We start from the raw sequence: 25,110 nt of genomic DNA, 5'->3' as shown, positions 1-25,110 counted from the left end.
ATATCGCAGGGGCCAAAACCGGACGCTCGTTAGACTGAGCCGACCGCAGTACATACATGTACGTGCGGAAAGAGACGGATTGAGCGAGGAGCGCACGTGGGCCTTGTCGTGCAGAAGTACGGAGGCTCCTCCGTAGCCGATGCCGAGGGCATCAAGCGCGTCGCCAAGCGGATCGTGGAAGCGAAGAAGAACGGCAACCAGGTGGTCGCCGTCGTTTCCGCGATGGGCGACACGACGGACGAGCTGATCGATCTCGCCGAGCAGGTTTCCCCGATGCCTGCCGGGCGTGAGCTCGACATGCTGCTGACCGCCGGAGAGCGGATCTCCATGGCCCTGCTGGCGATGGCGATCAAAAACCTGGGTCACGAGGCCCAGTCGTTCACCGGCAGCCAGGCGGGTGTCATCACCGACTCGGTCCACAACAAAGCCCGGATCATCGACGTCACGCCGGGCCGCATCCGCACCTCGGTGGACAAGGGCAACATCGCCATCGTGGCCGGCTTCCAGGGCGTCAGCCAGGACAGCAAGGACATCACCACGCTGGGGCGCGGCGGCTCCGACACCACGGCCGTGGCGCTGGCCGCCGCGCTCGACGCGGACGTCTGCGAGATCTACACCGACGTCGACGGCGTGTTCACCGCCGACCCGCGCGTGGTGAGCAAGGCGAAGAAGATCGACTGGATCTCCTTCGAGGACATGCTGGAGCTGGCCGCCAACGGTTCGAAGGTGCTGCTCCACCGGTGCGTCGAGTACGCCCGCCGGTACGACATCCCGATCCACGTCCGGTCCAGTTTCAGCGGGCTCCAGGGCACCTGGGTCAGCAGCGAGCCGATCAAGCAAGGGGACAAGCAGGTGGAGCAGGCCATGATCTCCGGTGTCGCGCACGACACCTCCGAGGCCAAGATCACGGTCGTCGGCGTGCCCGACAAGCCGGGCGAGGCGGCCACGATCTTCCGCACGATCGCCGACGCCCAGATCAACATCGACATGATCGTGCAGAACGTGTCCGCCGCCTCCACCGGCCTGACGGACATCTCCTTCACCCTGCCGGAGACCGAGGGCCGCAAGGCCATCGACGCCCTGGAGAACAACCGCTCCGGGATCGGCTTCGAGTCGCTGCGCTACGACGACCAGATCGGCAAGATCTCGCTGGTCGGGGCCGGGATGAAGACCAACCCGGGCGTGACCGCCGACTTCTTCAAGGCGCTCAGCGACGCGGGCGTGAACATCGAGCTGATCTCGACCTCCGAGATCCGCATCTCGGTCGTCACCCGCAAGGACGCCGTCAACGACGCCGTGCGCGCCGTGCACACCGCCTTCGGCCTGGACTCCGAGAGCGACGAGGCCGTGGTCTACGGAGGCACCGGCCGCTGATGGCCGGAACCGAACGGTCCCCGCGGGCCGGACGGGCCGAACGGTCCCCGTGGACCGGACGGGCCGAACGGTCCCCGTGGACCGGACGGGCCGAACAGTCCCCACGATCCGGGAAGCCGACGCTCGCCGTCGTCGGCGCGACCGGGGTCGTGGGGTCGGTCATGCTCCGGATCCTGTCCCAGCACGCGGACATCTGGGGCGAGATCCGCCTGATCGCCTCCCCGCGCTCGGCCGGCCGCAAGCTGGCCGTGCGCGGCGAGGAGGTCGAGGTCGTCGCGCTCACCGAGGACGCCTTCGACGGGGTCGACGTCGCCATGTTCGACGTACCCGACGAGGTCGCCGAGCGGTGGGCGCCGATCGCCGCGGCCAAGGGCGTGGTCGTGGTCGACAATTCGAGCGCCTTCCGGATGGACCCGGACGTGCCGCTCGTGGTGCCCGAGGTCAACGCGCACGCGGTGCGGATGCGCCCGCGCGGCATCATCGCCAACCCGAACTGCACGACGCTGTCCATGATCGTGGCGCTGGGCGCGCTGCACGCCGAGTTCGGCCTGCGCGAGCTGGTGGTCTCCTCGTACCAGGCGGTGAGCGGGGCCGGGCGGGACGGCGTCGAGACGCTGCGCCGCCAGCTCTCCCTGGTGGCCGGTACGGAGCTGGGGACCAACCCCGGTGACCTGCGGCGGGCCGTCGGCGACGACACCGGCCCGTTCCCGGAACCGGTCGCGCTGAACGTCGTACCGTGGGTCGGGTCGGCGCGGGAGGACGGCTGGTCCTCGGAGGAGATGAAGGTGCGGGACGAGTCCCGCAAGATCCTCGGGCTGCCGCAGCTCCCCGTGGCGGTGACGTGCGTACGGGTGCCCGTGGTCACCACCCATTCGCTGACCGTGCACGCCCGCTTCGAAGGTGAGGTCACCGTCGCCCGGGCCCGCGAGATCCTGGCCACCGCGCCGGGTGTCGTCCTCTTCGACAACCCCGCCGCCGGTGAGTTCCCCACGCCCGCCGACGCGGTCGGCACCGACCCGACCTGGGTCGGCCGGGTGCGCCGGGCCCTGGACGATCCCACCGCGCTCGAACTCTTCGTGTGCGGGGACAACCTGCGCAAGGGCGCGGCGCTGAACACCACGCAGATCGCGGAGCTGGTCGCCGCCGAGCCGGCGTGAGACGCACCCGTGGGGGGCGGGAAAACACCGATCGGTTTCACGTGAAACGTTTGTAGGATCTGTGTTAGCGATGTGATCCGGTCGTTGGTCCGGATCTATTGATCAATGACCGGGTGCCGTCAGAGGATTTCCTCCCCGCCGTCCGCAACCACGCGGACGGCGGGGAGCGTCTTTGCGGGCACCCCATCCGGGGCGCGGGGGCGCCGAGGCGCGGGCGTGGGGACGTCCGTGCCGTAGGGACACAGGGGAGCAGCGGGACGCATGACGGCGAACGAGACACCATCGGGGGCACAGCCGGACGCGAGAGCGGACGAGGCTAACAAGGCGATCGGCGCGTACAACCCTCATGGGGCGACGCGTGTCCAACTGGCGTGGCAGAGGTACTCGACTTGTCCCCCAAGCTCTTCGAGCAGGGGACGCCCCCAGCGGCGGCACGCGGCACGGCCCTCCGGCCGCCCCGTCGGCTCGCGCGTGCCCGCGCGGCCGGTGGCATGCCGGTGATCGCGCCCATGCCCGCAGCCCAGCCCGCACCCCTGCCGGCGCAGCGAGACGGTGCCGAGGACGTCGCGGCGGCGGGCACCACCGTCGACCACCTCACCGAGACGTACCGCACCCACTACCGGTCGCTGCTCGGCCTGGCCGCGCTCCTGCTCGACGACACCGCCTCCTGCGAGGACGTCGTACAGGAGGCGTTCATCCGCGTGCACTCGGCGCGCAAGCGGGTCCGTGACCCCCAGAAGACGCTGGCGTACCTGCGCCAGACGGTCGTCAACCTGTCGCGGTCGGCCCTGCGCCGCCGGATCATCGGCCTGAAGCTGCTGTCGAAGCCGATGCCCGACATGGCGAGCGCGGAGGAGGGCGCCTACGACCAGCTGGAGCGCGACTCCCTGATCAAGGCGATGAAGGGCCTCCAGCGCCGCCAGCGCGAAGTGCTGGTCCTGCGGTACTTCGCCGACATGACCGAGGCGCAGGTGGCCGAGACGCTCGGCATATCGCTGGGCTCGGTCAAGGCGTACGGTTCGCGTGGCATCGCCGCCCTCAGGCTGGCCATGGGGGAGCCGGCATGAGCGACGGCACCGGTGTGTCGCACGGACCGGACGGACAAGAACGGAAGCACTCGCACACTGGGAACGGAACTGTGAACCACGGCCCCCACGAACTCGACAACGGGCAGGAACCTGCGCCCGGGGACGGGACAGCGGCCGGAGCGGGGACCAAGGCGGAGGCCGGCGCGGAGGCCGGCACGGCAGCCGGGGCAGAGACCGGAGCGGCAGCCGGGGCGGCGGCTGGGACAGAGGCCGCCTCGGCAGCCGGAGCGACGGCCGGGACAGAGACCGGAGCGGCGGCCGGAGGAGAGGCCGGGGCGGTGGCCGGAGGAGAGGCCGGGGCGGTGGCCGGTGGCGGGCTCGCGCCGGACGAGCTGGCCCTGCGCCGGCTGTTCCACGAGGCCGTCCGGGAAGTGGAGCCCCGCGAGGGCGCCCTGGAGCAGCTGCGCCGCGCGGTCCCCGCCCGACGCGCCCGCAAGCGGCAGGCCGCCGTGGGCATGGCCGCCGCCGCCCTCTTCATCGGCACCGCCGTCCCCGCCCTGATCCACGTCTCCGGCACCGCCGGCCCGGGCGCCGACCCGTCCGTGGCCGGCAACGCCTCCCAGGCGCAGGGCGGCGCCGGCCAGGGCGAGGACCCGGCCGGCGGGCAGAGCTCCGCCGTCGGCTCCCCCGAGAGCGGCGAGGACAAGGGGGAGCCCGGCCAGAAGGAGGAGGAGAAGGGCGAGGAGACCGCCGCCGACGGCGGCGGAGCGGCCACCGGCACCGGCCCCGCGACCAGCAGCGGCACCGCCACGGCCGACTGTACGGCGGACCAGTTGGGCGCCGCCGTGGGCTCCAGCGCCGCCCCGGACTCGACCGGCGTGGTCTACGGCTCCTTCCGGGTCAGCAACGTCTCCTCGGCCGGCTGTACCGTCGGCGGCCCCGGCTCGGTGAGCGTGACCGCCCAGGGCGCGGCGGACCCCGCCGCGATCGGCACCGCGCGGCACGCGGCCGGGGACCCGGCGACCGGGCTGCCCGACCCCTCCTTGGAGGCCGGACAGCTGCTGCTGGAGCCGGGCGCCGCGTACGAGGTGAAGTTCGCCTGGGTGCCCTCGGAGACCTGCCCGACCACCGGCGGGGGAACGGACGGCGGCACCGTGGAGCCCTCACCGGACCCGTCGCCCACCGAGACCACGGGCACCGGCACCACCGACAACGCGAGCACCACCACCGGCACCGCGACCCAGCTGATCACGGTGGACGCCCCGGCCGACGGCAGCGTGGCCGTGACGTACACGGCGCAGACGGGCGCGGGCGCGGCGACGGCCACGGTGGCCAACGCCTGCGCCGGGACGGTGTACTGGACGGGCGTGCTGGCGGGGTCCTAGAGGTCTCCGGCGGGCCGGTGCCTGGAGGGTCCCCGCAGGCAGGCCGGTACCAGGCCGGTGCCTGGAGGGTCCCCGCAGGCGGGCCGGTACCAGGCCGGTGCCCGGAGGGCCCCCGCAGGCCGGTGCCTGGGGGTTTTCCGTAGGCCGCCGGTACCGGGCCGGTGCCTAGAGGGTCCCCGCGGGCTGTGTGCGCTGCTCGTCGGCTTCCGGCCCGTCCGGTGCGGGCTGGTCCGCCGGGGCCAGCCCCAGCTCCGCGTCCCGGGCCAGCTCCACCTCGCGGCGCAGCAGCCGGAACCACATGAAGACCACGAAGCCCACGAACGCGAACCACTCGGCGGTGTAGCCGAGGTTCTGGAACGCCTTCAGGTCCAGGCCGGAGTCCTGTGCCTGGCTCAGTGGCACGGCCCGCATCCCGGAGTCGCCCTTGTCGAGGGTGACGTAGGCGTCGTACACGTCGTACGGCACGAGGTTCACCAGCGAGGCCGCGCTGATCACGGCGGTCTGGCCGTCGGGGAGGCCGCCGCGGGCGCTGACCCCGTTGTCGCCCGGTGTCTCGGACGCCTGGAGCGCGCCGGTGACCGTGACCTCGCCGGTGGGCGGGGCCGGGGCCTTCGCCGGGTCCGCTTCACCGGGCAGCCAGCCGCGTACGACGGGCAGCGCCTGGCCGGAGTCGGTGCGCAGCATCGTCAGGACGTAGTAGCCCTCGCGGTCGTCCAGGGCGCGGTCGGGGACGAGGAGCTGGTCGGCGTAGCGGCCGGTGACGGTGGTCCGGTGGTTGACGGTCGCCTTGTCCACCGGCAGCAGGTCGGCCAGCGGCCGGGCGGCCTGGGTCTGGGCCGACTCGGCCAGCCGGTCCGCGGCGTGGTGGTCGTCGACCCGGTCCTCGAACCGGCTCAGCTGCCAGGAGCCCATGAAGACGCAGAACGGGATCGCGAGCACGACGAAGACGTTGATCCCCCACCAGCGGGGCGTCAGCAGGAACCGGTACACGCCTCAACGGTACGGGTCCAGACGCGCGAACCGGCCGCGGGGTCGGAGTTGTCCACAGGCTGGGGGCCGGATCTGCGCGAAGTCCGTCCGGCCGGGCAGTATGGGGCCATGAGTGAGAGCAACGGGTCCATGCCCGACTGGGAGAAGCGGTTCCGGGCGCCGAGGGTGTCCCTGCCGGACTGGGCGGAGGACGCGCCGGACCGCTCCCTGTTCGTGTCGAACGTGACGGGGACGTACGAGCTGTACGCCTGGGACCGGTCCACCGGTGAGCAGCGGCAGGCCACCGACCGTCCCAACGGCACGACGGACGGAGTGCTCTCGCCGGACGGCGCGTGGATCTGGTGGTTCGACGACAAGGACGGCGACGAGTTCGGCGTCTGGCGCCGCCAGCCCTTCACGGGCGGCGAGGACGAGCCGGCGGTGCCGGGCCTCGCCCCCTCCTACCCGGCGGGCCTCGCCCTCGGCCGCGACGGCCGCACGGCGGTGATCGGCCGCTCCACGGACGAGGACGGTACGACGATCCACCTGGCGCGCGGTGACGACGCCCCGGTGGAGATCTACCGGCACCGCGAGTCGGCGGGCGTCGGCGACCTCTCCCACGACGGTTCGCTGATCGCCGTGGAGCACACCGAGCACGGCGACGCGATGCACTCGGCGCTGCGCGTGCTGCGCCCCGACGGCACGCGGGTCGCCGAGCTGGACGACACCAAGGGCGGCACCGAGGAGCTGGGCCTGGAGGTGCTGGGCTTCGCCCCCGTCGACGGCGACACCCGCCTGCTCATCGGGCACCAGCGGCGGGGCCGCTGGGAGCCGCTGGTCTGGGACGTGGTGACGGGCGAGGAGACCGACCTCGCGCTGGAGCTGCCGGGCGACGTGAGCGCCGAGTGGTTCCCCGACGGCTCGGGCCTGCTGATCGCGCACAGCTTCGAGGCCCGCAGCGAGCTGTTCCGCTACGACCTGGCGGCGCGCGAGCTGATCGAGATCCCGACCCCGGCCGGCACGGTCTCGGGGGCGACGGCCCGCCCCGACGGCAGCGTGGAGTACCTGTGGTCCTCGGCCGCCGAGCCCCCGGCGGTCCGCTCCACCTCCGGCCGCGTCGTCCTGGACCCCCCGGGCATGAAGTCGCCGGGCTCGGTGCCGGTGGAGGACGTGTGGGTGGAGGGCCCCGGCGGGCGCGTCCACGCCCTGGTGCAGAAGCCGGCGGGCGCGAGCGGCCCGCTGCCGACGGTCTTCGACATCCACGGCGGCCCGACGTACCACGACAGCGACTCCTTCGCCGCGGGCCCGGCGGCCTGGGTCGACCACGGCTACGCGGTGGTCCGGGTCAACTACCGGGGCTCCACCGGTTACGGCCGTGCCTGGACGGACGCCCTGAAGCACCGGGTCGGCCTCATCGAGCTGGAGGACATCGCCGCGGTCCGCGAGTGGGCGATCGCCTCCGGCCTCGCCGACCCCGCCCGGCTGATCCTCACCGGCGGCTCCTGGGGCGGCTACCTCACGCTGCTCGGCGTCGGCACCCAGCCGGACGCCTGGGCGCTGGGCATCGCGGCGGTCCCGGTCGCCGACTACGTCACCGCGTACCACGACGAGATGGAGGCGCTGAAGGCCCTCGACCGCACGCTGCTGGGCGGCACCCCGGAGGAGGTCCCCGACCGCTTCGAGGCGTCCTCCCCCCTGACGTACGTCGACGACGTGAAGGTGCCGGTCTACATCTCGGCGGGTGTCAACGACCCCCGCTGCCCGATCCGCCAGATCGACAACTACGTCAAGCGCCTGGAGGCCAGAGGAGCCGTCCACGAGGTCTACCGCTACGACGCCGGTCACGGCTCGCTGGTGGTCGACGAACGCATCAAGCAGCTCAAGCTGGAACTGGACTTCGCGGAACGGCACTTGCCCCGGCCCTGAGTGGCTTCGGGGTCCTGAGTGCCCTGAGGGCCCCGAGGGCCCCGAGTGACTTCGGGGCCCCGAGTGACTTCGGGGTCCCGAGTACCCCGAGGGTCCCGAGTACCCCGAGGGTCCCGAGTACCCCGAGGGTCCCGAGTACCCCGAGGGTCCCAAGTGCCCTGAAGGCCCCGAGTGACTTCGGGGCCCGAGTGCCTTGAGGGTTCCAAGTGACTTGAGGGTCCCGAGGGTCCTCAGGGCTCTGAAGGGAGCCTGTCGAAGGGCCGGGTCGCGCGTGGCGGCTGCCGCGGCTCGTCGGGGGACCTCTCGGCGGACCGAGCCGCGTGCGTGGTGGGCGGGCAGGCCGGCGGCCAGGGGGCTGAGCCCCCTGGAGGAGGTGCGTGAGGGCGCCCAGCCCTACACGTCCGCCCCCCGCCGCGCCCCCCGCCGCCCCAGCAAGTCCGCCAGTCCCCGCCGAGTGGCCGCCAGCACCACCCGGTCCGACCCCCGCAGCACATACGTATCGGGCAGGTCCCACACCAGCCCCGCACCGGCACCAGCCCCCGACCTCGACCCTGACCCGGCCCCCGACCTCGACCCCGGCCCCGGCCCTGCCCCCGGCCCCGGCTCCGGGGCGTCCGCCCCCGCCCCCTGGGCGTCCCCCGCCCCCTGGCCGTCGGAGGCCTCCGTGTCCAGCGCCAGCACCCGCCACGCGCCGGCCCGGAACGCCTCCCCCACCGTCCGCCCCTCCAGCTGCGGATGCCCCGCCACCCGCACCGCCGCGAACAGCAGCACCCGCCGCTCGACCGGGATCGCCCCCAGGATCTGCCGCCCCATCATCGCCCCGGCGAACGCCGGCGCCGCCAGGTGCGTCACGCTCCGGCTCCGCGTCAGCGCGCCGGGATGCGCCGCGCGCAGCGTCCGGTACACCGCCGTCGCGAAGTCGTCGTCGTACAGCCGCAGCACCACCCGCAGGTCGGCCCGTACCGACCGGGCGTACAGCACCGCCTCCAGGTTGGTCGTGTCCACACTGGTCAGCGCCAGCAGCGCGTGCGCCCGGTGGATCTTCGCCGCCTCCAGCACCCCCTCCTGCGTGACGTCTCCCAGCACCACCGGCACCCGCAGCCGCCGCGCCGTCGCCATGCCGCGCGCCTCGGGATCGGACTCCACGCACACCACCGGGATGTGCAGCTCCCGCAACCGGGTCAGCACCCGCGTACCGATCTTGCCGAGTCCCAGCAGCACCACGTGCCCGCCGAGCCCGCGCGGCGGCTTCCGCAGCGCCGTCGCCGTACGCAGCGTGCCCAGCGCCTCCAGCACCGCGGCCAGCAGCACCGGCAGCAGCAGCAACCCCATCAGCCCGGTGAGGAGTTGCAGCACCTGCTCCCCGGCCGACCCCTCCAGCGCCGGCTCGTTGATGGCGAACAGGTCGAGCAGCGTCACGTACGTGGCGTGCAGCGGATGCTCCCCGGTCACCAGCGTCAGCGCCACCGCCAGCGCGACCACACAGGCCGCCAGCCCCGCGATCGACCACCGCAGCCGCCGCGAGAACAGCGAGGCGAACGGCGGCACCACCCCGCCCCGCGCGGGCAGCGCGGGCCCGGAGTACGACACCTGCTCCAGCACGACGGTGCCCCGCCCGGTCGCCCGGGCCACCTCCGCCGCGTCGGGCAGCAGCCGCGGCCCCTGGTCGCCGCTCCCCTCCGAACCGTCCGTCCCGGCGGGGTCGTTGCTGGTCGCGGAGAGCAGCGCCAGCGTGCACAGCCCCGGGTCGGCCACCTCTCCGGGCCGCGGCGGCTGCCGTTCCACCGCGCGCAGCAGCAGCCCGTCCGTCTCCACGACCTTGCTGGTGCCGACCAGCGCGGTCGCGGCCAGCGCGGGCGCGGCGGTGTCGGCGTCCGAGAGCACGGTCGTGGAGGCGTCGAACCCGGACGCCGACCGGGCCTCACCCGTGGCCAGCCCCGTGGCCAGCGCGGCGGCCTGGTCGAGGAGCGCCTCTATGTGCTGGCCGAGACGCCGGTTGTACAGGCGCAGCACCAGCCGCAGCCGGGGGTTGAGCCGGCGGGCGGTGAGGGCGGCGCGGATGTTGGTCTCGTCGTCGTCGTAGACCAGGGCCAGCGCGGCGGCCCGCGCCACGCCCGCCTCGGCGAGGACGTCCTCGGTCGGCTCCCCGGCCTCGATCTCCTGGCCCCCGCCGCCACCGCCGTCGGCGCCACCACCGCCCCCTCCCCCGCTGCCGCCGGTGCCGGCGCCGGCGTCGGCGTCGGCGTTGCCCGTGCGGTTGACGGCCGCGTTCACCAGGTCCAGCAGCGCGGCGGAGGCGGCGCGGGCGCGGCCCACCACCGGCTGGCGCACCCGGCGCCCGGAGGGCGGCACGACGAGGGTGACCCGCTCGCCGTAGACACCGCGCAGTTCGGCGGCGAGCCGGTGCGCCAGCCCGTCGTCGCCGCAGACCACCATGTGCGCGGCGGGCGTTCCCTGCTGACTCTGGTTCGGAAGGCTAGGCATAGGCACGAGGGAACAGACTGCCTGCTCGGGACGCGTGGTGCCACCACGCACACCGGGCGGCCGGGTGCCGGGGCGCTCCGCGAAGGGCGTCAAGAACGCGTCAAGGCCCGGCATGGAAGAGACGGTGACATTGCCGGGATCCGGCAATGACGGCCCGCGCCGCCGGATGCCAGAATCCGTCGCACCGGAGGTCGGCGACGGGGCGAGAGGGGGCGGCACGCATGGCCTGGTTTCTCGGCCTTGGCATCACGGGGGTCGTGCTGCTCGCCCTGTCGCTGATCTTCGGCGGTGTACTCGAGGGCGCCCTCGACGGCGCCCTCGACGGCGCGCTGGGCGGCGTGCTCGACGGCTGGCTGTCGCTGCCGGTCCTCGCCGGTTTCACGTCGATGACCGGTTTCACCGGCGCCATCGTCCTCGGCAGCGGCTGGTCGGGCCCCGGGGGAGCCGCCACCGCCGGGGCCGTCGCCGGAGCGGGCGCGGGCTGGCTGACGTACCGCCTCAGCCGGGCGCTGATGCGGGACCAGACCGCCGTGACGCCCACCGCGGACCATCTGCTGGGCACCCCCGGCAAGGTGGTGACCGCCATCCCCGCCGACGGCTTCGGCGAGGTCCTGCTGCACCTCGGCGGCCAGCCCCTCAAGTGCGCGGCGCGCAGCGCGGCGCCGGTGGCACGCGGCACCCGGGTGTGGGTGGAGGCGGCCCCGACCTCGACGTCGGTGGTCGTCCGCCCGGTGGACAGCTGAACACCCTTCTTCCTCACTACCACTTCCCGCGATACGGGGGCACAGCCATGAGTCCTGTCCTGATCGCGGCACTGGGAGTCGTCGTACTCCTGGTGCTGCTCGCACTGGTCGTCGTCAGCCGGTACAAGGTGGCCGGGCCGAGCGAGGCGTTCATCGTCACCGGCCGGCGCGGCAAGAAGTCCACCGACCCGGAGACCGGCCGGGTGTTCACGGACAACAGCGGCCAGAAGGTCGTGGTCGGCGGCGGTGTCTTCGTCGTGCCGTTCGTGCAGCAGAAGTTCACCCTCGACCTGTCCTCGCGGCACATCCCGGTCGCCGTGCGCGGCGCGGTGACGCTGCGCGGCGTCAAGGCCCACCTCGAAGGCGTCGCCATCGTCAAGGTCGGCGGCACCGAGGACGCGATACGGGCCGCGGCCCAGCGGTTCCTGATGCAGCAGGACGGCATCGTCGGCTTCACCCAGGAGGTGCTGTCCGGCGCGCTGCGGGCGATCGTCGGCCGGATGTCGGTGGAGGACGTCATCCGCGACCGGGCCGCCTTCGCGGGCCAGGTGGCGGAGGAGGCGGAGGCCAGCCTCTCCGGGCAGGGCCTGGTGCTGGACGCCTTCCAGATCCAGGACATCAGCACCGAGGGCTCCTACCTGGAGGACCTCGGCCGTCCCGAGGCCGCCCGGGCCAAGCAGGAGGCCGACATCGCCGAGGCGGTGGCGCGGCGCGCGGCCGAGCAGGCCCGGCTGAAGGCCGAGGAGGAGATCGCGGTCGCCCAGCGGACCCTCTACCTGAAGCAGGCCGAGATCAAGGCCGAGACCGACCAGGCGTCCGCCCGCGCCAACGCCGCGGGCCCGCTCGCGGAGGCCGCCCGGCAGCAGGAGATCCTCGCCGAGCAGGAGAAGGTCGCCGAGCGCCAGGCGGCACTGAAGGACCGCCAGTTGGACACCGAGGTCCGCAAGCCGGCCGACGCCAAGCGGTACGAGGCCGAGCAGGAGGCCGAGGCCCGCCGGGTGGCCCGCGTCAAGCAGGCCGAGGCCGAGCGCGCGGCCGGGATCGCCGCCGCCCAGGCGGAGGCCGAGCGGGCGCGGCTGACCGGTGAGGGCGAGAAGCAGCGCCGTGGCGCGCTGGCCGAGGCGCAGGCCATCGAGGGCCTCAAGCAGGGTGAGGCCGAGCGGTCCCGGCGCGCGGCGATCGCGGAGGCGGTACGGCTGGAGGGCGAGGCGGAGGCCGCGGCGATCGGCGCCAAGGGCGCGGCCGAGGCCGAGGCGATGGAGAAGAAGGCCGACGCCTTCGGCCGGTACGGCGACGCGGCGGTGCTCCAGATGCTGGTCGAGGTGTTGCCGCAGGTGGTGGCGAAGGCGTCCGAGCCGCTGTCCGCCGTCGACAAGATGACGGTGATCTCCACGGACGGCGCGAGCCGCCTGTCCCGCACGGTCGCCGACAACGTCGCCCAGGGGATGGAACTCCTCAACTCCACGACCGGCATGGACCTGGCCGGCCTCCTGAAGGACCTCACCTCCCGCAGGACCGCCGAGGAGCCGGAGCCCGCCGCTCCCCACGGCAAGGTCGAGATCACCGGCTGACCGTGGCCGCCCGTACCCTGAAAGACGCCGGTGACGGCATGAACGTGTCAGGACGGGTGCGGCGGGGGTGGGCGGAGGTGGCGGACCGGCAGGCGGCGCGGGCGTACGTCGAGGGCTACGCGGCCCTCCTCGCGTCCGCCGCCGCCACCGGCCGCCGCCTGACCCGGGAGGAGCTGGACTCGCGCCGCGCCCTGGGGGAGCGCGCCGCGGAGTCCGGCCTGAAGCTGCGGGACCTGGTCGTCGCCCACCTCGACGCCACCCGCGCCGGCTGGCCCACCGGACCGGGCGTCACCCCCGACAGCGTGCTGGCCGTCGCCACCCAGGCCGTGGACGCGCTGGCCGAGGGGTACGAGCGGGCCCAGCGGCTGGCCGTGCGCCAGGAGGAGGCGGCCCGGCGGGAGTTCATCGACGACCTGCTCTACGGCCGCAGCGACCTGGGCCGGGTCGCCGAGCGCGCCGAGCGCTACGGCCTGCGCCTGGCCTACGAGCACGCCGTGGCGGTGGCGCGCGGCCCCATCGCGTACGAGGACGGCGACCCGGTCCCCCGGGAGGTGGAGCGGGCGCTGATCGGCCGCTTCGGCGACCGCCGCATACTCCTCACCACCAAGGACGGGCGCCTGGTGTGCGTCGCCCCCGGCGACCAGCAGGAGATCCTCACCTTCTTCGCCAAGCTGGCGCACACCGCCACCGACGGCGGCCAGGTCGCCGTCGGCCGCTCCCAGCCCGGCGCCGCCGGTGTCGTCCAGTCCTACGAGGAGGCGCTGAACACCCTCGACCTGGCCGAACGCCTGGAACTCGACGAGCCGGTGCTGCGCGCCGCGGACCTCCTCGTCTACCCCGTCCTCACCCGGGACCGCCAGGCCATGGCCGACCTGGTGGCCAGCACCCTCAGCCCGCTGCGCGAGGCCCGCGGCGGCGCCGAGCCGCTCCTCGACACGCTCACCGCGTACTTCGACTCCGGCTGCGTGGCGGCGGAGGCGGCCCGCCGGCTCTCCCTGAGCGTGCGCGCCCTCACCTACCGCCTGGAACGCATCCACCGGATCACCGGCGCCGACCCCTCCGACCCGGTCCACCGCTACACCCTGCAGACCGCGGTGATCGGCGCCCGCCTGCTGGGCTGGCCGGCCAATCCCCTCTGACGGCTCACGACGGGAGAAACGCTCCCGTGGCGAAGAAATCGGTCCGCGCGGCGGTCGGAGACATCTGGATCACCTGCCAGATATGCGGCAGCGAACATTTCCGCGACCGCCCCGTCCTGCTCAACAGCTCCGGCATGGAATTCATGAAACCGGCCTGGGCGAACGGGTCGGCGACCGGCCTGATCCGCCGGCGGTGCGGGTACGTCCAGCTGTTCGCGAACCAGGATCTTCAGCCGTACCGGGGGAACGGTTGACCGACGGGCCGTACGATGTCGATGTTTTGTTCGGTCCGGTGTTTCAAGTGATCCCTGTGATCCCAGTTATCCCTGTGATCTCAGTTATCCCTGTGATCTCAGTGATCTCAGTGATCCCTGCGATCCCAGTGACTTCCCGTGGGGGGGGGCATTCTCGTGAGTCGTCGTACGTCGCACGCGTACAGACCGCTGAACATGAAACGAAGAGCGTGGCTGACGCTCGGCGCGGTCGTCCTGGGCGGCGGCGGTGTGGTGACGTACGCCGCCGCCAGCCCGTCCGCCGGCGAGGGGCCCGAGACCCGGGCCAAGCGGCCGGTGCGGGTCTACGACCTGGCGCTGAAGAACGCCGGGAGCGACCGGCGGCGGCTGCCGCGCACGGAGACCAAGCAGTTCTCGCTGCTCGGCGTCTCCTGGACGGACGCCGACCGGGAGCTGAACGGCAGCGTCCAGGTGCGTACCCGCGACGCCGGGAGCGGCGCGTGGACCGGCTGGCGGGACCTGGAGACGGGCGTCGACCCGGTCGAGGTCCCCGAGGCGGACTCGGAGGAGCGCGGCGCGTCCGAGCCGCTGTGGACCGGCCCGTCCGACGGCGTCGAGGTCCAGGTCGTCCACGACGACGGGTCCACCGACGCGGGCCTGCCGAAGGGGTTCGAGGTCAACCTGGTCGACCCCGGGGTGGTGACGGAGGCGGAGACGAGGACCGAGCCGGCGGCGTTCGCGACGGACGCGTCCGCGCAGCCGACGGCCACGGAGCCGACGACTGCGGATCCGACGGCCACGGCACCGACTGCCACGGAGTCCGCCGACCCCACCGCCACCGCGCCCACGGCCACCGCGCCCGCGTCCACCGTCCCCCAGCCGCCGGTCGTCTCCCGCGCGGGCTGGGGCGCCGACGAGTCGATGAGCCCGGAGGGACCGGAGTACAACGAGGACGTGAAGGCGGTCTTCGTCCACCACACGGCCGGCACCAACGACTACTCCTGCGCCGACTCGGCCGCCCTCGTCCGCGGCATCTACGCGTACCACGTGCAGACCAACGGCTGGAAGGACCTCGGCTACAACTTCCTCGTCGACAAGTGCGGCACCGTCTTCGAGGGCCGCAAGGGCGGCATCGACCTGCCGGTCCTCGGCGCGCACGCCTACGGCTTCAACCGCGAGTCCACCGGCATCGCCGTACTCGGTGACTACACCTCGACCGCCGCGCCCCAGGCGGCCCTGACCTCGATCGCCCGGGTGGCGGCCTGGAAGCTCGGCCAGTACGGCGCCGACCCGTCCTCGACCGTCAAGCTCACCGCGGGCGCGACCCAGAAGAACTACTTCGGCACGAGCTTCACCGCGGGCAGCACGTACGACTTCGGCCGCATCACCGCCCACCGCGACGGCTACAACACCGAGTGCCCCGGCGACTCCCTCTACGCCCAGCTGCCGGCCATCCGCACCCTGGCCGCGGGCCCCGTACAGGACCTGAAGATCACCGCGCTCGACGGTACGGGCCTGAACGGCTCGACGTACTACACCAAGGGCAAGATCACCGTCCGCTGGTCGGCCACCACCCCCGGCACGCTCGTCAAGAACTTCCAGGTCCTGGTCGACGGCAAGACGGTCGCCACCACCGCGGCCACCGCGGCCTCCCAGAGCGTCACCCTCGCCGCGGGCAGCCACACCGTCGCCGTACGGGCGGTGCACCAGTCCGGCAGGACCACGACGACGGGGACCAAGAAGGCCGTCACGGACACCACCGCGCCGACCTTCACCACCAGCCCGAAGCTGACCCTGCGCACCGGCACCGTCGACACCACGGCCGTCCCGGTCACCCTCGGCTGGAAGGCCGCCGACAGCGCCGCGCTGCGCGAGGTGAAGCTGCTGTCCCCGACCGCGGCCACCTTCGGCCCGACGACGACGTCCTCCCAGCGGACCGCCAAGTCCGGCTCGGCCGCCACCTGGTCGATGCGGGCGTACGACTGGGCCGGCAACTACCGCGCCTCCTCGCCCTCCTACACCCCGGTGATCCTCCAGGAGAGCGCCGCCAAGAAGTCCGGCAGCTGGAGCACGCGTTCCTCCTCCAGCTACCTCGGCGGGAAGTCGTACTCCAGCTCCGCCAAGAACGCGAGCCTCACCTGGACGTTCACCGGCCGCTCCGCGGCGTGGGTGGTGTCGCGCGCCTCGTCCTCCGGCCAGGCGTACGTCTACGTCGACGGCAAGAAGGCCGCGACCGTCGATCTGAAGTCGTCCACCGCCAAGTACCGCCAGGCAATCTGGACGAAGTCCTGGTCGAGCAGTGCCAAGCACACGGTCAAGATCGTGGTCGTCGGCACCAGCGGTCGCCCGACCATCACCACGGACGGCCTGGTCCATCTGAAGTGATGCCCGCGGATCCGAACCGCGCGCCTTCCGTTCCCGTCTCCCGGGCTGACGGAGAGGAGTGCCGGAAGGTGTCGATGACGCACAGAGGAAGGCGCGCGGGCTGGATGGCCACGGGCGCGCTCACGGCAGCGGCGGCCATGGGCCTCGCGGGCTGCTCGGACGGATCGGACTCCGCCTCCGCCTCCGCCGGGGACGACAGGCCGACGACGACGGCCTCGTCCACGGCGGCCCCGTCCACGGCGGCCTCGTCCACGGCGGCCCCGTCCACGGCGGCGGGCTCCTCCTCGGCGGCCCCCTCGGCCGCCGAGGGGGCCGCTGCCGGAGGGGCGACCCCCGAGGAGACGGTCGCGGCGTGGGTGGCCGCGGTCGTCAAGGGCGAGGCCAAGGAGGCGTGCCTGCTGATGGGGGAGCCGGCCACCGGCTCGTCACCCGCGGCCACCGGCAGCGAGGAGACCTGTGCCGGGGGCTCGGCGCGGGGCGAGCAGATCCTGGAGAGCATCGGTCAGTTCAAGGAGTCGTTCACCCCCGACCCGCCCACCGAGGACCCGGAGGTCGAGGTCGCCGAGGCCACCGGCGCCTTTGCCGAGCAGGCGGTCTTCCCCGCCGACAGGATCACCGTCGACGGCCGGACCCTGGAAGAGGTCATCATCGCGAACTCCACCGGAGTGGACGCGGGCCGGCTGGACGTGAGGATCGAGTCCACCAGGCTGGGCGGCGCCTGGTACGTGACCGACATGGCCTTCGACATCGGCTGACCGCCCCGCCGCCCCGGCCCCCTGGGACACGTTCACCGAGAACCGGGGCCGGGAACCCGGGACCCTGGAGGAACCCCTGGGAATCCTGGGACCCCGGGGTTCTTGGGGCCTCGGGGTTCTTGAGCCCCCGAGGCCCCAAGAACCCTGGAGGAACCCTGTGGAGGGCGCCTCCCCGGCGAGTGGGCGAAGCCGGGCCAGCACGTCCCGTACCCCCGGTTCGGAGCCGTACCGGCGCCTTCACCCCATGCCTGCTCCGGGTCCGGCCCGCGCGCCACGGCGGCAGGAGGAGACGCGCGGAGGTGCCCCCGCGCCCGCTCCCCGTCGTGTTCCTCACGGCCCTGCGAGAGGACCGCCAGCCGCCGGGCCCACTGGACGGGGAAGCCACGGAGCCTCGCGCCTGACCGGCGTCCCACCGGGAAGCACACCCACCACGCAGCGCCCAGGCCGGAAAACCCACCCACCACGCAGCGCCCAGGCCGGAAAACCCACCCACCACGCAGCGCCCGGGCGGGAAAGCCCACCCACCACGCAGCGCTCAGACGGGAAAGCCCACCCGCCGCACAGCACCCAGGCGGCGGGGAAAGGTACGCCGGATCGGCGGCGGACTCACCACGCCAGCTGCGCGATCTCCTCCGCCACCACCGCGCACGCGTCCGCCGCCGGGTCGATCAGCGGGAAGTGGCCGACGTCCTCCAGCAGCGTCACGCCCACCACCTCCCCGGCCCTGGCCGCCGCGTCGGCGTACGCCTCGGCGACCTCCTGCGGCACGTCCACGTCGGTACGGCCCTGGACGAGGGTGGTGGCGATGCCGGTGGGCAGCAGCAGCGCGGGGTCGGCGTACGGCATCCGTTCCGCGAAGCCGCCGTCGCCGCCCAGGAACTGGCGCACCGCGCCGCCGCACACGTCCAGCTTGTCGGCGACCGTGAAGTCGGCGATCGGGGCGAGGGCGACGACGCCCCGCAGCGGCGCGGGCCGGTCGGTGCGCCAGGGGGCGTCGGCGGGCAGCAGGTGGCGGGCCGCCGCCCACAGCGCCAGGTGGCCGCCCGCCGAGTGCCCGGTGAGCACCGTACGGCGCGGATCGGCGTCCGGCAGGTGCTCCCTGACCAGGGCGGGCAGGGCGTCGAGGGCGGCGGCCACGTCGTCGAGGGTGTCGGGCCAGCGGCCGGCCACGCCCTGCTGGGCCGCCCCCGGGTCCGCCGCGCCCCGCCGGTACTCGACGCTGGCCACGGCGAACCCGCGGCGGGCGAGGAAGGCCGCGAACGGACTGAGGTGCTGCCGGTCGTACGGAGCCCGCCAGGCACCCCCGTGCAGGGCCACCACCACGGGCGCCGGCCCGCCCGGCCCGCCCGGACCGCGCGGCGCGTAGAAGTCGATCACCTGGTCGGGCAGGCCGCCGTACGCGGCGCTGCTGTCGGGATCGACCGCAGGGTGCGAGAAGGCGGACCTCTCCTCCGCGTCGTTGCCCGCAGTGGTCTCCGGCATGCTCCAACCTCTCAGCGGCGTAACGGTGTTGGCCGCCTCCCGGAAACCGGGACCGGCCGTTGGCGGGACGGTATCAGGCCCGTGACGTGCGTGAACACGGGGTTGTCACGCAGGGTGAGGGTGACCGGTCCCCGCGACGACCTCGCCCAGCACCCGCGCCGCCCGCTCCACGTCCGCGAACCCGACGTACAGCGGCGTGAAGCCGAACCGCAGGACGTCCGGGTGCCGGAAGTCACCGACCACCCCGCGCGCGATCAGCGCCTTCATCACGTCACCGGCGCCGTCACAGCGCAGCGCCACCTGGCTGCCCCGCTCGGCGTGCGCGACCGGCGTCAGGTTCTCGACCCGGCCGCCCGGCACGTACGCCTCGACGCAGCGCAGGAAGAAGTCGGTCAGCGCCAGCGACTTGGCCCGCACCGCCTCGACCGGCACCGTGTCCCACACGTCGAGCGCCGCCTCCAGGGCGAGCAGCGACAGGATGTCCGGCGTGCCGACCCGCCCGCGCGCCGCACCGGCGGCCGGGGTGTAGGCGGGGGCCATCCCGAACGGCTCGGCGTGCGAGTTCCACCCCGGCAGCGGCGAGTCGAAGCGGTCCTGCACCCCCTCGCGCACGTACAGGTAGGCGGGCGAACCCGGGCCGCCGTTCAGGTACTTGTAGGTGCAGCCGACGGCCAGGTCGACGCCGTGCTCGTCCAGCCCGACCGGCAGCGCGCCCGCGCTGTGGCACAGGTCCCACACGGCGTACGCCCCCGCCGCGTGCGCGGCGGCGGTGAGCCCGGGCAGGTCGTGCAGCCGGCCGGTGCGGTAGTCGACGTGGTTGAGCAGCACGACGGCGGTCCGGTCACCGAGCGCCGCGGGCACCTCGGCCGGGGTCACCGGCCGCAGCGCGCACCCCGTCAGCCGGGCCGCCGACTGGGCGATGTACCCGTCGGTGGGGAAGGTTCCGGCGTCGACCAGGATCTCGTCCCGCCCCTTTCCCGCCATGCGCACCGCCGCCACGACCGCCTTGAAGACGTTGACGCTGGTGGAGTCACCGACCACGACCTGTCCGGGCGCCGCCCCCAGCAGCGGGGCGATCCGGTCGCCGACCCGCTCGGGCGCGGTCCACCAGCCGCTCTCCTCCCAGGACCGGATGCGCAGCTCGCCCCACTGCCGCCGTACGACGTCGTCGACGCGGTCCGGCACGTGCGCGGGCAGCGCGCCCAGCGAGTTGCCGTCCAGGTAGACCACGTCGTCGCCGAGCACGAACCGCTGCCGCAGCCCGGCCAGCCCGTCCGCCGCGTCCAGCTCCTGCGCGGCGCTCATCAGCTCAGACATACGACCTCGCCGTCCACAGCTCGGGGAACACGTTCTTGCGGGCCCGCTTCTCCAGCCAGGCCACCCCGGCGGAGCCGCCGGTGCCGGTCTTGGCGCCCATCGCCCGGCGGGTGGCGACCAGGTGGTCGTTGCGCCAGCGCCACACCAGCTCGGCGACGTCGCTGAGCGCCTCGCCGAGCCGCACCAGCTCGCCGTCCTGGTCCCCGGAGTACACCGCCGCCCAGGCGGCCTCGACCTCGGGCGACGGCTCGTAGGGCCGGGAGACGTCCCGGCGCAGCACCGCCTCCGGGACGGCGTACCCGCGCCGCGCCAGCAGCCGGACCGCCTCGTCGTACAGGCTCGGCTCGTGCAGCGCCTTCTCCAGCTCGGCGTGGACGCGGGGGGTGCCGCGGTGCGGGACGAGCATGGACGCGGACTTCTCGCCGAGCAGGAACTCCATCCGCCGGTACATGGCCGACTGGAAGCCGGACCCCTCGCCGAGGGCGCCGCGGTAGGAGTTGAACTGGGCCGGGGTGAGCCCCGCGAGGGGCTTCCAGGAGGCGTTGAGCGCCTCCAGTTCCCGCACCGAACGCTTCAGGGCGTCCTTCGCCACGTCGGTGCGGTCCTCGCGCAGGGCGCCGGCCGCGGTCTCCCACTCGTGGACGATGACGGTGAACCACAGCTCCATGACCTGGGTGGTGACCAGGAAGACCATCTCCCCGGGGTCGTCGGAGAGGGTGTGCTGGAGATGGGTGAGCACGTCCGCCTTGACGTAGTCCTCGTACGGCGTGCTGCCCGCGAAGTCGAGGTTCGGGGCGTCGTGGGACATTGCTGTCTCCTGATGGCACTCCGGGTAGCGGTCCGCCCTGCCGTTACCGGCACGGGGCCCCGGTCCCCGAACCAGCATCTTCCGCAATCGTCCCAGGTACGCGCAAGGCCCGCCCCTGGGGACGGGCCCGAAGGGGATCGGCGCGCGGTCAGCCGAGGACGTCGGCCGCCTCCTGCGAGGAGTCGCGCAGGAACTGCGAGCAGCGCTCGTACTCCTCCTTCTCGCCGATCGCCTGCGCGGCGCGGGCGAGGGCGTGCAGGGCGCGCAGGAAGCCGCGGTTCGGCTCGTGCTCCCACGGCACGGGACCGTGGCCCTTCCAGCCGCCCCGGCGCAGCGCGTCCAGGCCCCGGTGGTAGCCGGTCCGGGCGTACGCGTACGACTCGACCACGCCGCCCCGCTCGAAGGCGTCGTCGGCGAGCTGCGCCCAGGCCAGCGAGGACGCCGGGTACCGGGCGGCGACCTCGGCGGGCGGGGTGCCGGCGGCGAGCAGCTCGCGCGGCTCGGGGTCGTCGGGGAGGTGGGTCGGGGGCGGTCCCCCGAGCAGGTTCTCGTGAATGGCCATGCGGTCCAGTCTGCGGCATGACGGGGGCCCGGCGCCGCGAGGGTGCCGGGCCCGTACCGCCGGAGGGGTCACTTGATGCGGGTGCCCGCGGAACGCAGGTGGCCGCAGGCCTCCACGACGCGCGCGGCCATGCCGGCCTCGGCCAGCTTGCCCCAGGTGCGCGGGTCGTAGGTCTTCTTGTTGCCGACCTCGCCGTCGACCTTCAGGACGCCGTCGTAGTTGGCGAACATGTGGCCGGCGACGGGGCGCGTGAAGGCGTACTGGGTGTCGGTGTCGAGGTTCATCTTGACCACGCCGTTGTCCAGCGCGGTGGCGATCTCCTCGGCGGTGGAGCCGGAGCCGCCGTGGAAGACGAAGTCGAAGGGCTTGGAGCCGGCGGGCTGCCCGTACTTGGCGGCGACGCCCTCGTTCAGCTCCTTCAGCAGCTCGGGGCGGAGGACGACGTTGCCCGGCTTGTAGACGCCGTGCACGTTGCCGAAGGACGCGGCGAGCAGGTAGCGGCCCTTCTCGCCCAGGCCCAGGGCCTCGGCGGTGCGCAGGGCGTCGTCGACCGTGGTGTAGAGGGAGTCGTTGATCTCGTGCGAGACGCCGTCCTCCTCGCCGCCGGTCGGGGTGATCTCGACCTCGAGGATGATCCTGGCGGCGCGGGCCTGCTCCAGCAGCTCGGTGGCGATGGAGAGGTTGTCGGCCAGGGTCTCGGCGGAGCCGTCCCACATGTGCGACTGGAACAGCGGGCCCAGGCCGGCCTGGACGCGCTTGGCGGAGAGCGCGAGCAGCGGACGCACGTACGTGTCCAGCTTGTCCTTGGGACAGTGGTCGGTGTGCAGCGCGATGTTCACGTCGTACTTCTCGGCGACGATGTGCGCGAACTCGGCCAGCGCGACCGCGCCGGTCACCATGTCCTTGTTGTGCTGGCCGCCCAGGAACTCGGCGCCGCCGGTCGAGATCTGGACGATGCCGTCGCTCTCCGCCTCCGCGAAACCGCGCAGGGCCGCGTGCAGCGTCTGGGAGGAGGTCACGTTGATGGCCGGGTAGGCGAACTTCCCCGCCTTCGCCCGGTCCAGCATCTCGTTGTAGACCTCGGGAGTTGCGATGGGCATGAGTCCGCTCCTTGATATGTGCGGGTGGGCTGTGTCGTGCGTACGTGCTTACGGCCCTGACCTGGGGGCGACGTCATTGTCGGCCCCATCTTCCCAGACGGCTCAGTCCAGGCCCAGCTCGTCCTTGGAGAAGGCGAAGCGGTACGGCACGCCCGCCCCTTCCCGGATCTTCTCGGCGGCGCCGGTCGCCCGGTCGACGATGGTGGCCACCGCGACCACCTCGGCACCGGCCTCGCGCACCGCCTCGACGGCGGTGAGCGGGGAGCCGCCGGTGGTGGAGGTGTCCTCGACCACCAGGACGCGGCGGCCCGCGATGTCCGGGCCCTCGACGCGGCGCTGCAGGCCGTGCGCCTTGGCGGCCTTGCGGACGACGAACGCGTCCAGGCGCCGGCCGCGCGCGGCGGCGGCGTGCAGCATGCTCGCCGCGACCGGGTCGGCGCCCATGGTGAGCCCGCCCACCGCGTCGAACTCCAGGTCGGCGGTCAGGTCCAGGAGCACCTGCCCGACCAGCGGCGCGGCCTCGCCGTCCAGCGTGATGCGGCGCAGGTCGACGTAGTAGTCCGCCTCCAGGCCGGAGGAGAGCGTCACCTTGCCGTGCACCACGGCCTTGTCCTTGATCTGCTGCAGCAGCGCGCCACGTACGTCACTCATGGTGGCCAGCTTAAAGGCGCCGCCAGCTCCAGGTCGTCGTCGCCTCCAGCGGCTCCAGCGGCGTGACCAGGCGCGGGAGGGTGTTCAGCCCGTCGGGCGGCCCCGTCTGCGGCTCCACGCAGACGGCGGCCTCCTGCTCGTCGTAGACCACGACCCACTGCTCCCGGCTGGTCACCCGCAGCTCCAGGTGTCCGGGCCAGGTGAGGGTGACGTCGACGCCGTCGGGCATGCCGAAGCAGTCGTCCCAGGGGCCGGGGCGGGGGTCGATCCGGTTGCCGGTGGGGAGGTGGTCGGCGCCGCGCTCCTCCTGCCAGGCGGCGTCGAAGGCGATCTCGACGTCGCCTCCCCCCAGGTTCCGGCGGAACCACGGGTGCCAGCCGAGCTGGGCCGGGAAGGAGGAGTCGTACGTCTCCACGGCCAGGGTGAGCGTCAGGGCGTCGGGCGCCAGCGCGATCACCTGGGTGATCCGACCCGGATAGGGCCAGGGGTCGCCCAGGTCGTACGTGAGGACCGCCTCGTCGGCGGTGACCCGGGCGGTGTCCCAGGCGCCGTCGCGGGCCGGGCCGTGGATGGCGTGCGGCGGGGAGTTCAGCGGCATCTGGCGGACGGTGGCGCCGTCGCGGAACCGGCCGTCGCGGATGCGGCCGACCCAGGGGGCCATCGGAAAGCAGCCGTAGCGGTCGCCCTGGCGGAGCAGTTCCGCACCGTCGATCCGGAGCGAACCGATCCGGCCGCCGTTCCCCGGTCGTACGGTCGCCTCCGCGTCGCCCGCGGTCAGAGTGATCTCTTCGTTACTCACGTTCCGACCCTACTGGGCGGGCGTGTCCCCGCCTCAGCGACGTCGGCGCAGCGCGCGGCCGACCACGATGGCCGAGGCGACGACCAGCGCGGCGGCGGGGGCGGCCCAGCGCAGCGGGGTGGCGGTGGTGGCCGTCGGCGGGGCGGGGACGGGGGCGTACCGGCCGCGCGGCGGGGCGTGGTCGACCTCCTCGGCACTGCGGCCGATCATCGTGCGGCGCGCGTGCGCGGCTTCGGCGGGGGGCCGCCCGGGCAGCGGCTCGACGGCACCGGAGCCGACGGGGAACGGCTCGGCGGCGGCCTGGGGTTCCTGGGGGGAGGGGGGCTCGGCGGCGGACTCGGGCTTCTGGGGGGAGGGCGGGGGGACCTCGGTCCCGGATTCCCGGGGGGAAGGCGGCTCGGCGGCGGACTCGGGCATCTGGGGGGAGGACGGAGGTACCTCGGTCCCGGATTCCCGGGAGGAAGGCGGCTCGGCGGCGGCCCCGGATTCCGGGGAGGAAGGCGGCTCGGCGGCGATCCCGGGCTCCTGGGGGGAGGGCGGGGGGACCTCGGTCCCGGGGGCGGGAGGGGGCGCCTCCGCCCCGGCCGGGTCGTCCCGCTGTGCGGTCTGCCCCAGGTTCTCCCCGAACCGGGTCAGCAGCCGCGTCACCGCCGCGGTCACCGCGTCCGGCGGCAGTTCGGCCAGGCGCCCCGCCACCGTCGCCGTCCCGGCGAACGTCAGCGTGGCGCCACCGCCCGTGCCACCGCCCGCACTGCCGTCCGCGCCGCCGTCCGCGCCGCCGTCCGTGTCACCACCCGCACCACCGCCCGCGCCGCCGTCCGCGCCGGCGACCCGCACCGTCAGCGCCAGCGTCACCGTGCCCGTGCCGCGCGCCTCGACGGCCTCGCCCTCGGCGGCGTACGTGCCGTCGTCCCGCGCGGTGAGCCGCACGGTGCCGCGGTAGGTGACGGAGTGGCTGCCGACGCGGACCTTCAGCCGGCCCGTGACGGGCTCGGTGCCGGCCTCCTGCTGAAGCCCGGGCACCGCGCCGGCGACCCGTGCGGGGTCGGCCAGCGCCTCCCTGAGCCGCTCGGCCGGAACCGGAACGAACACCTCATGTTCCATGTCAGCCGAGCCTACCCAGCGGGCGGCGGGAACACGCCCGGCCGACGGGAAGTCACCCACCGCCGGGTGACGTCGGTACGGACAGCGCCCCGTACCGACGGGGACAGCACCCCGCACGGACGGCGACAGCGCCCCGCA

Annotated in this window: 21 protein-coding genes; 11 read left to right on the top strand and 10 right to left on the bottom strand. The window is 73.7% G+C overall.

Annotated features, from left to right (window positions below; genetic code table 11):
- Positions 1–96 precede the first annotated feature (96 nt).
- The 4 genes from ACY1JF_RS10540 to ACY1JF_RS10525 all read left to right on the top strand — a co-directional run bounded on the left by ACY1JF_RS10540 (position 97) and on the right by ACY1JF_RS10525 (position 4,944).
- The gene (locus ACY1JF_RS10540; RefSeq protein WP_462704758.1) at positions 97–1,374 is read left to right on the top strand and encodes an aspartate kinase; all 1,278 of its coding nucleotides are present in this window, start codon (positions 97–99) and stop codon (positions 1,372–1,374) included.
- The gene (locus ACY1JF_RS10535; protein WP_462704757.1) at positions 1,374–2,531 is read left to right on the top strand and encodes an aspartate-semialdehyde dehydrogenase; all 1,158 of its coding nucleotides are present in this window, start codon (positions 1,374–1,376) and stop codon (positions 2,529–2,531) included. Before ACY1JF_RS10540 ends, ACY1JF_RS10535 begins: the two co-directional genes overlap by 1 nt.
- A 491-nt stretch (positions 2,532–3,022) precedes the next feature.
- Positions 3,023–3,598: a SigE family RNA polymerase sigma factor gene (locus ACY1JF_RS10530; RefSeq protein WP_215168685.1), complete on the top strand. Its 576-nt coding sequence runs from the start codon at positions 3,023–3,025 to the stop codon at positions 3,596–3,598.
- A gap of 299 nt (positions 3,599–3,897) precedes the next feature.
- Positions 3,898–4,944, top strand: coding sequence for a hypothetical protein (locus ACY1JF_RS10525; protein ID WP_462704756.1), 1,047 nt, complete (start codon positions 3,898–3,900; stop codon positions 4,942–4,944).
- Between the two features lie 165 nt (positions 4,945–5,109).
- Here the strand turns inward: ACY1JF_RS10525 and ACY1JF_RS10520 are convergent, their stop codons facing one another.
- Complete coding sequence (locus tag ACY1JF_RS10520) at positions 5,110–5,934, bottom strand: SURF1 family protein (protein WP_462704755.1); 825 nt, start codon at positions 5,932–5,934, stop codon at positions 5,110–5,112.
- A gap of 108 nt (positions 5,935–6,042) precedes the next feature.
- Here ACY1JF_RS10520 and ACY1JF_RS10515 point away from each other — a divergent pair, with 108 nt between their 5' ends.
- On the top strand, positions 6,043–7,839 hold the full coding sequence (locus ACY1JF_RS10515) for a S9 family peptidase (RefSeq protein WP_462704754.1): 1,797 nt from the start codon (positions 6,043–6,045) through the stop codon (positions 7,837–7,839).
- A 393-nt stretch (positions 7,840–8,232) separates the two neighbouring features.
- Here ACY1JF_RS10515 and ACY1JF_RS10510 read toward each other — a convergent pair whose 3' ends face one another.
- Positions 8,233–10,275 (bottom strand): NAD-binding protein, encoded by a 2,043-nt coding sequence (locus ACY1JF_RS10510; protein WP_462704888.1) that lies wholly within the window; start codon positions 10,273–10,275, stop codon positions 8,233–8,235.
- A 269-nt stretch (positions 10,276–10,544) separates the two neighbouring features.
- Between ACY1JF_RS10510 and ACY1JF_RS10505 the strand changes: the two genes are divergently transcribed.
- The 6 genes from ACY1JF_RS10505 to ACY1JF_RS10480 all read left to right on the top strand — a co-directional run bounded on the left by ACY1JF_RS10505 (position 10,545) and on the right by ACY1JF_RS10480 (position 17,149).
- Positions 10,545–11,066 (top strand): hypothetical protein, encoded by a 522-nt coding sequence (locus ACY1JF_RS10505; RefSeq protein WP_462704753.1) that lies wholly within the window; start codon positions 10,545–10,547, stop codon positions 11,064–11,066.
- Positions 11,067–11,113: 47 nt separating this feature from the next.
- On the top strand, positions 11,114–12,637 hold the full coding sequence (locus ACY1JF_RS10500) for a flotillin family protein (protein WP_462704752.1): 1,524 nt from the start codon (positions 11,114–11,116) through the stop codon (positions 12,635–12,637).
- A gap of 38 nt (positions 12,638–12,675) precedes the next feature.
- On the top strand, positions 12,676–13,776 hold the full coding sequence (locus ACY1JF_RS10495; RefSeq protein ID WP_462704751.1) for a PucR family transcriptional regulator: 1,101 nt from the start codon (positions 12,676–12,678) through the stop codon (positions 13,774–13,776).
- Positions 13,777–13,802: 26 nt separating this feature from the next.
- Positions 13,803–14,030, top strand: coding sequence for a hypothetical protein (locus ACY1JF_RS10490; protein WP_462704750.1), 228 nt, complete (start codon positions 13,803–13,805; stop codon positions 14,028–14,030).
- Positions 14,031–14,225: 195 nt separating this feature from the next.
- Entirely contained in the window at positions 14,226–16,394 is a 2,169-nt protein-coding gene (locus ACY1JF_RS10485) for a peptidoglycan recognition protein family protein (protein WP_462704749.1), read from the top strand.
- A 74-nt stretch (positions 16,395–16,468) separates the two neighbouring features.
- A complete protein-coding gene (locus tag ACY1JF_RS10480; RefSeq protein WP_462704748.1) occupies positions 16,469–17,149 on the top strand; it encodes a hypothetical protein in 681 nt (226 codons plus the stop codon).
- A gap of 606 nt (positions 17,150–17,755) precedes the next feature.
- Here ACY1JF_RS10480 and ACY1JF_RS10475 read toward each other — a convergent pair.
- From ACY1JF_RS10475 to ACY1JF_RS10440, 8 genes are all read right to left on the bottom strand, one after another.
- Positions 17,756–18,631: an alpha/beta hydrolase gene (locus ACY1JF_RS10475; RefSeq protein ID WP_462704747.1), complete on the bottom strand. Its 876-nt coding sequence runs from the start codon at positions 18,629–18,631 to the stop codon at positions 17,756–17,758.
- Between the two features lie 105 nt (positions 18,632–18,736).
- Entirely contained in the window at positions 18,737–19,948 is a 1,212-nt protein-coding gene (gene kynU / locus ACY1JF_RS10470) for a kynureninase (RefSeq protein ID WP_462704746.1), read from the bottom strand.
- Positions 19,941–20,756 carry a tryptophan 2,3-dioxygenase family protein gene (locus ACY1JF_RS10465; protein ID WP_462704745.1) on the bottom strand — a complete coding sequence of 272 codons (816 nt, stop codon included), beginning with the start codon at positions 20,754–20,756 and terminating at the stop codon, positions 19,941–19,943. Before ACY1JF_RS10465 ends, kynU begins: the two co-directional genes overlap by 8 nt.
- A gap of 148 nt (positions 20,757–20,904) precedes the next feature.
- The gene (locus ACY1JF_RS10460) at positions 20,905–21,318 is read right to left on the bottom strand and encodes a DUF3151 domain-containing protein (protein ID WP_462704744.1); all 414 of its coding nucleotides are present in this window, start codon (positions 21,316–21,318) and stop codon (positions 20,905–20,907) included.
- Between the two features lie 68 nt (positions 21,319–21,386).
- On the bottom strand, positions 21,387–22,418 hold the full coding sequence (gene fbaA / locus ACY1JF_RS10455; protein ID WP_462704743.1) for a class II fructose-bisphosphate aldolase: 1,032 nt from the start codon (positions 22,416–22,418) through the stop codon (positions 21,387–21,389).
- A gap of 102 nt (positions 22,419–22,520) precedes the next feature.
- Positions 22,521–23,069 carry an orotate phosphoribosyltransferase gene (gene pyrE, locus ACY1JF_RS10450; protein WP_462704742.1) on the bottom strand — a complete coding sequence of 183 codons (549 nt, stop codon included), beginning with the start codon at positions 23,067–23,069 and terminating at the stop codon, positions 22,521–22,523.
- 10 nt (positions 23,070–23,079) lie between these two features.
- Positions 23,080–23,868, bottom strand: coding sequence for an aldose epimerase family protein (locus ACY1JF_RS10445; protein WP_462704741.1), 789 nt, complete (start codon positions 23,866–23,868; stop codon positions 23,080–23,082).
- A 33-nt stretch (positions 23,869–23,901) separates the two neighbouring features.
- Positions 23,902–24,972, bottom strand: a complete 1,071-nt coding sequence (locus ACY1JF_RS10440) for an SRPBCC family protein (RefSeq protein ID WP_462704740.1) — start codon at positions 24,970–24,972, stop codon at positions 23,902–23,904.
- Between the last annotated feature and the right edge of the window lie 138 nt (positions 24,973–25,110).

The sequence above is a fragment of the Streptomyces sp. SYSU D01066-1 genome, assembly GCF_054956795.1.
Note: the sequence above shows the minus strand (reverse complement) of the source record. Positions and strands in the feature narration are given on the sequence as shown.

Bases quoted from the DNA above. Each gene is read 5' to 3' on its own strand.
- ACY1JF_RS10440 (WP_462704740.1), bottom strand. From the start codon at position 24,972: ATGGAACATGAGGTGTTCGTTCCGGTTCCGGCCGAGCGGCTCAGGGAG.
- kynU (WP_462704746.1), bottom strand. From the start codon at position 19,948: ATGTCTGAGCTGATGAGCGCCGCGCAGGAGCTGGACGCGGCGGACGGG.
- ACY1JF_RS10465 (WP_462704745.1), bottom strand. From the start codon at position 20,756: ATGTCCCACGACGCCCCGAACCTCGACTTCGCGGGCAGCACGCCGTAC.
- ACY1JF_RS10485 (WP_462704749.1), top strand. From the start codon at position 14,226: ATGAAACGAAGAGCGTGGCTGACGCTCGGCGCGGTCGTCCTGGGCGGC.
- ACY1JF_RS10480 (WP_462704748.1), top strand. From the start codon at position 16,469: ATGACGCACAGAGGAAGGCGCGCGGGCTGGATGGCCACGGGCGCGCTC.
- ACY1JF_RS10515 (WP_462704754.1), top strand. From the start codon at position 6,043: ATGAGTGAGAGCAACGGGTCCATGCCCGACTGGGAGAAGCGGTTCCGG.
- ACY1JF_RS10505 (WP_462704753.1), top strand. From the start codon at position 10,545: ATGGCCTGGTTTCTCGGCCTTGGCATCACGGGGGTCGTGCTGCTCGCC.
- ACY1JF_RS10535 (WP_462704757.1), top strand. From the start codon at position 1,374: ATGGCCGGAACCGAACGGTCCCCGCGGGCCGGACGGGCCGAACGGTCC.
- ACY1JF_RS10475 (WP_462704747.1), bottom strand. From the start codon at position 18,631: ATGCCGGAGACCACTGCGGGCAACGACGCGGAGGAGAGGTCCGCCTTC.
- ACY1JF_RS10495 (WP_462704751.1), top strand. From the start codon at position 12,676: ATGAACGTGTCAGGACGGGTGCGGCGGGGGTGGGCGGAGGTGGCGGAC.
- ACY1JF_RS10460 (WP_462704744.1), bottom strand. From the start codon at position 21,318: ATGGCCATTCACGAGAACCTGCTCGGGGGACCGCCCCCGACCCACCTC.
- fbaA (WP_462704743.1), bottom strand. From the start codon at position 22,418: ATGCCCATCGCAACTCCCGAGGTCTACAACGAGATGCTGGACCGGGCG.
- ACY1JF_RS10530 (WP_215168685.1), top strand. From the start codon at position 3,023: ATGCCGGTGATCGCGCCCATGCCCGCAGCCCAGCCCGCACCCCTGCCG.
- pyrE (WP_462704742.1), bottom strand. From the start codon at position 23,069: ATGAGTGACGTACGTGGCGCGCTGCTGCAGCAGATCAAGGACAAGGCC.
- ACY1JF_RS10510 (WP_462704888.1), bottom strand. From the start codon at position 10,275: ATGGTGGTCTGCGGCGACGACGGGCTGGCGCACCGGCTCGCCGCCGAA.
- ACY1JF_RS10500 (WP_462704752.1), top strand. From the start codon at position 11,114: ATGAGTCCTGTCCTGATCGCGGCACTGGGAGTCGTCGTACTCCTGGTG.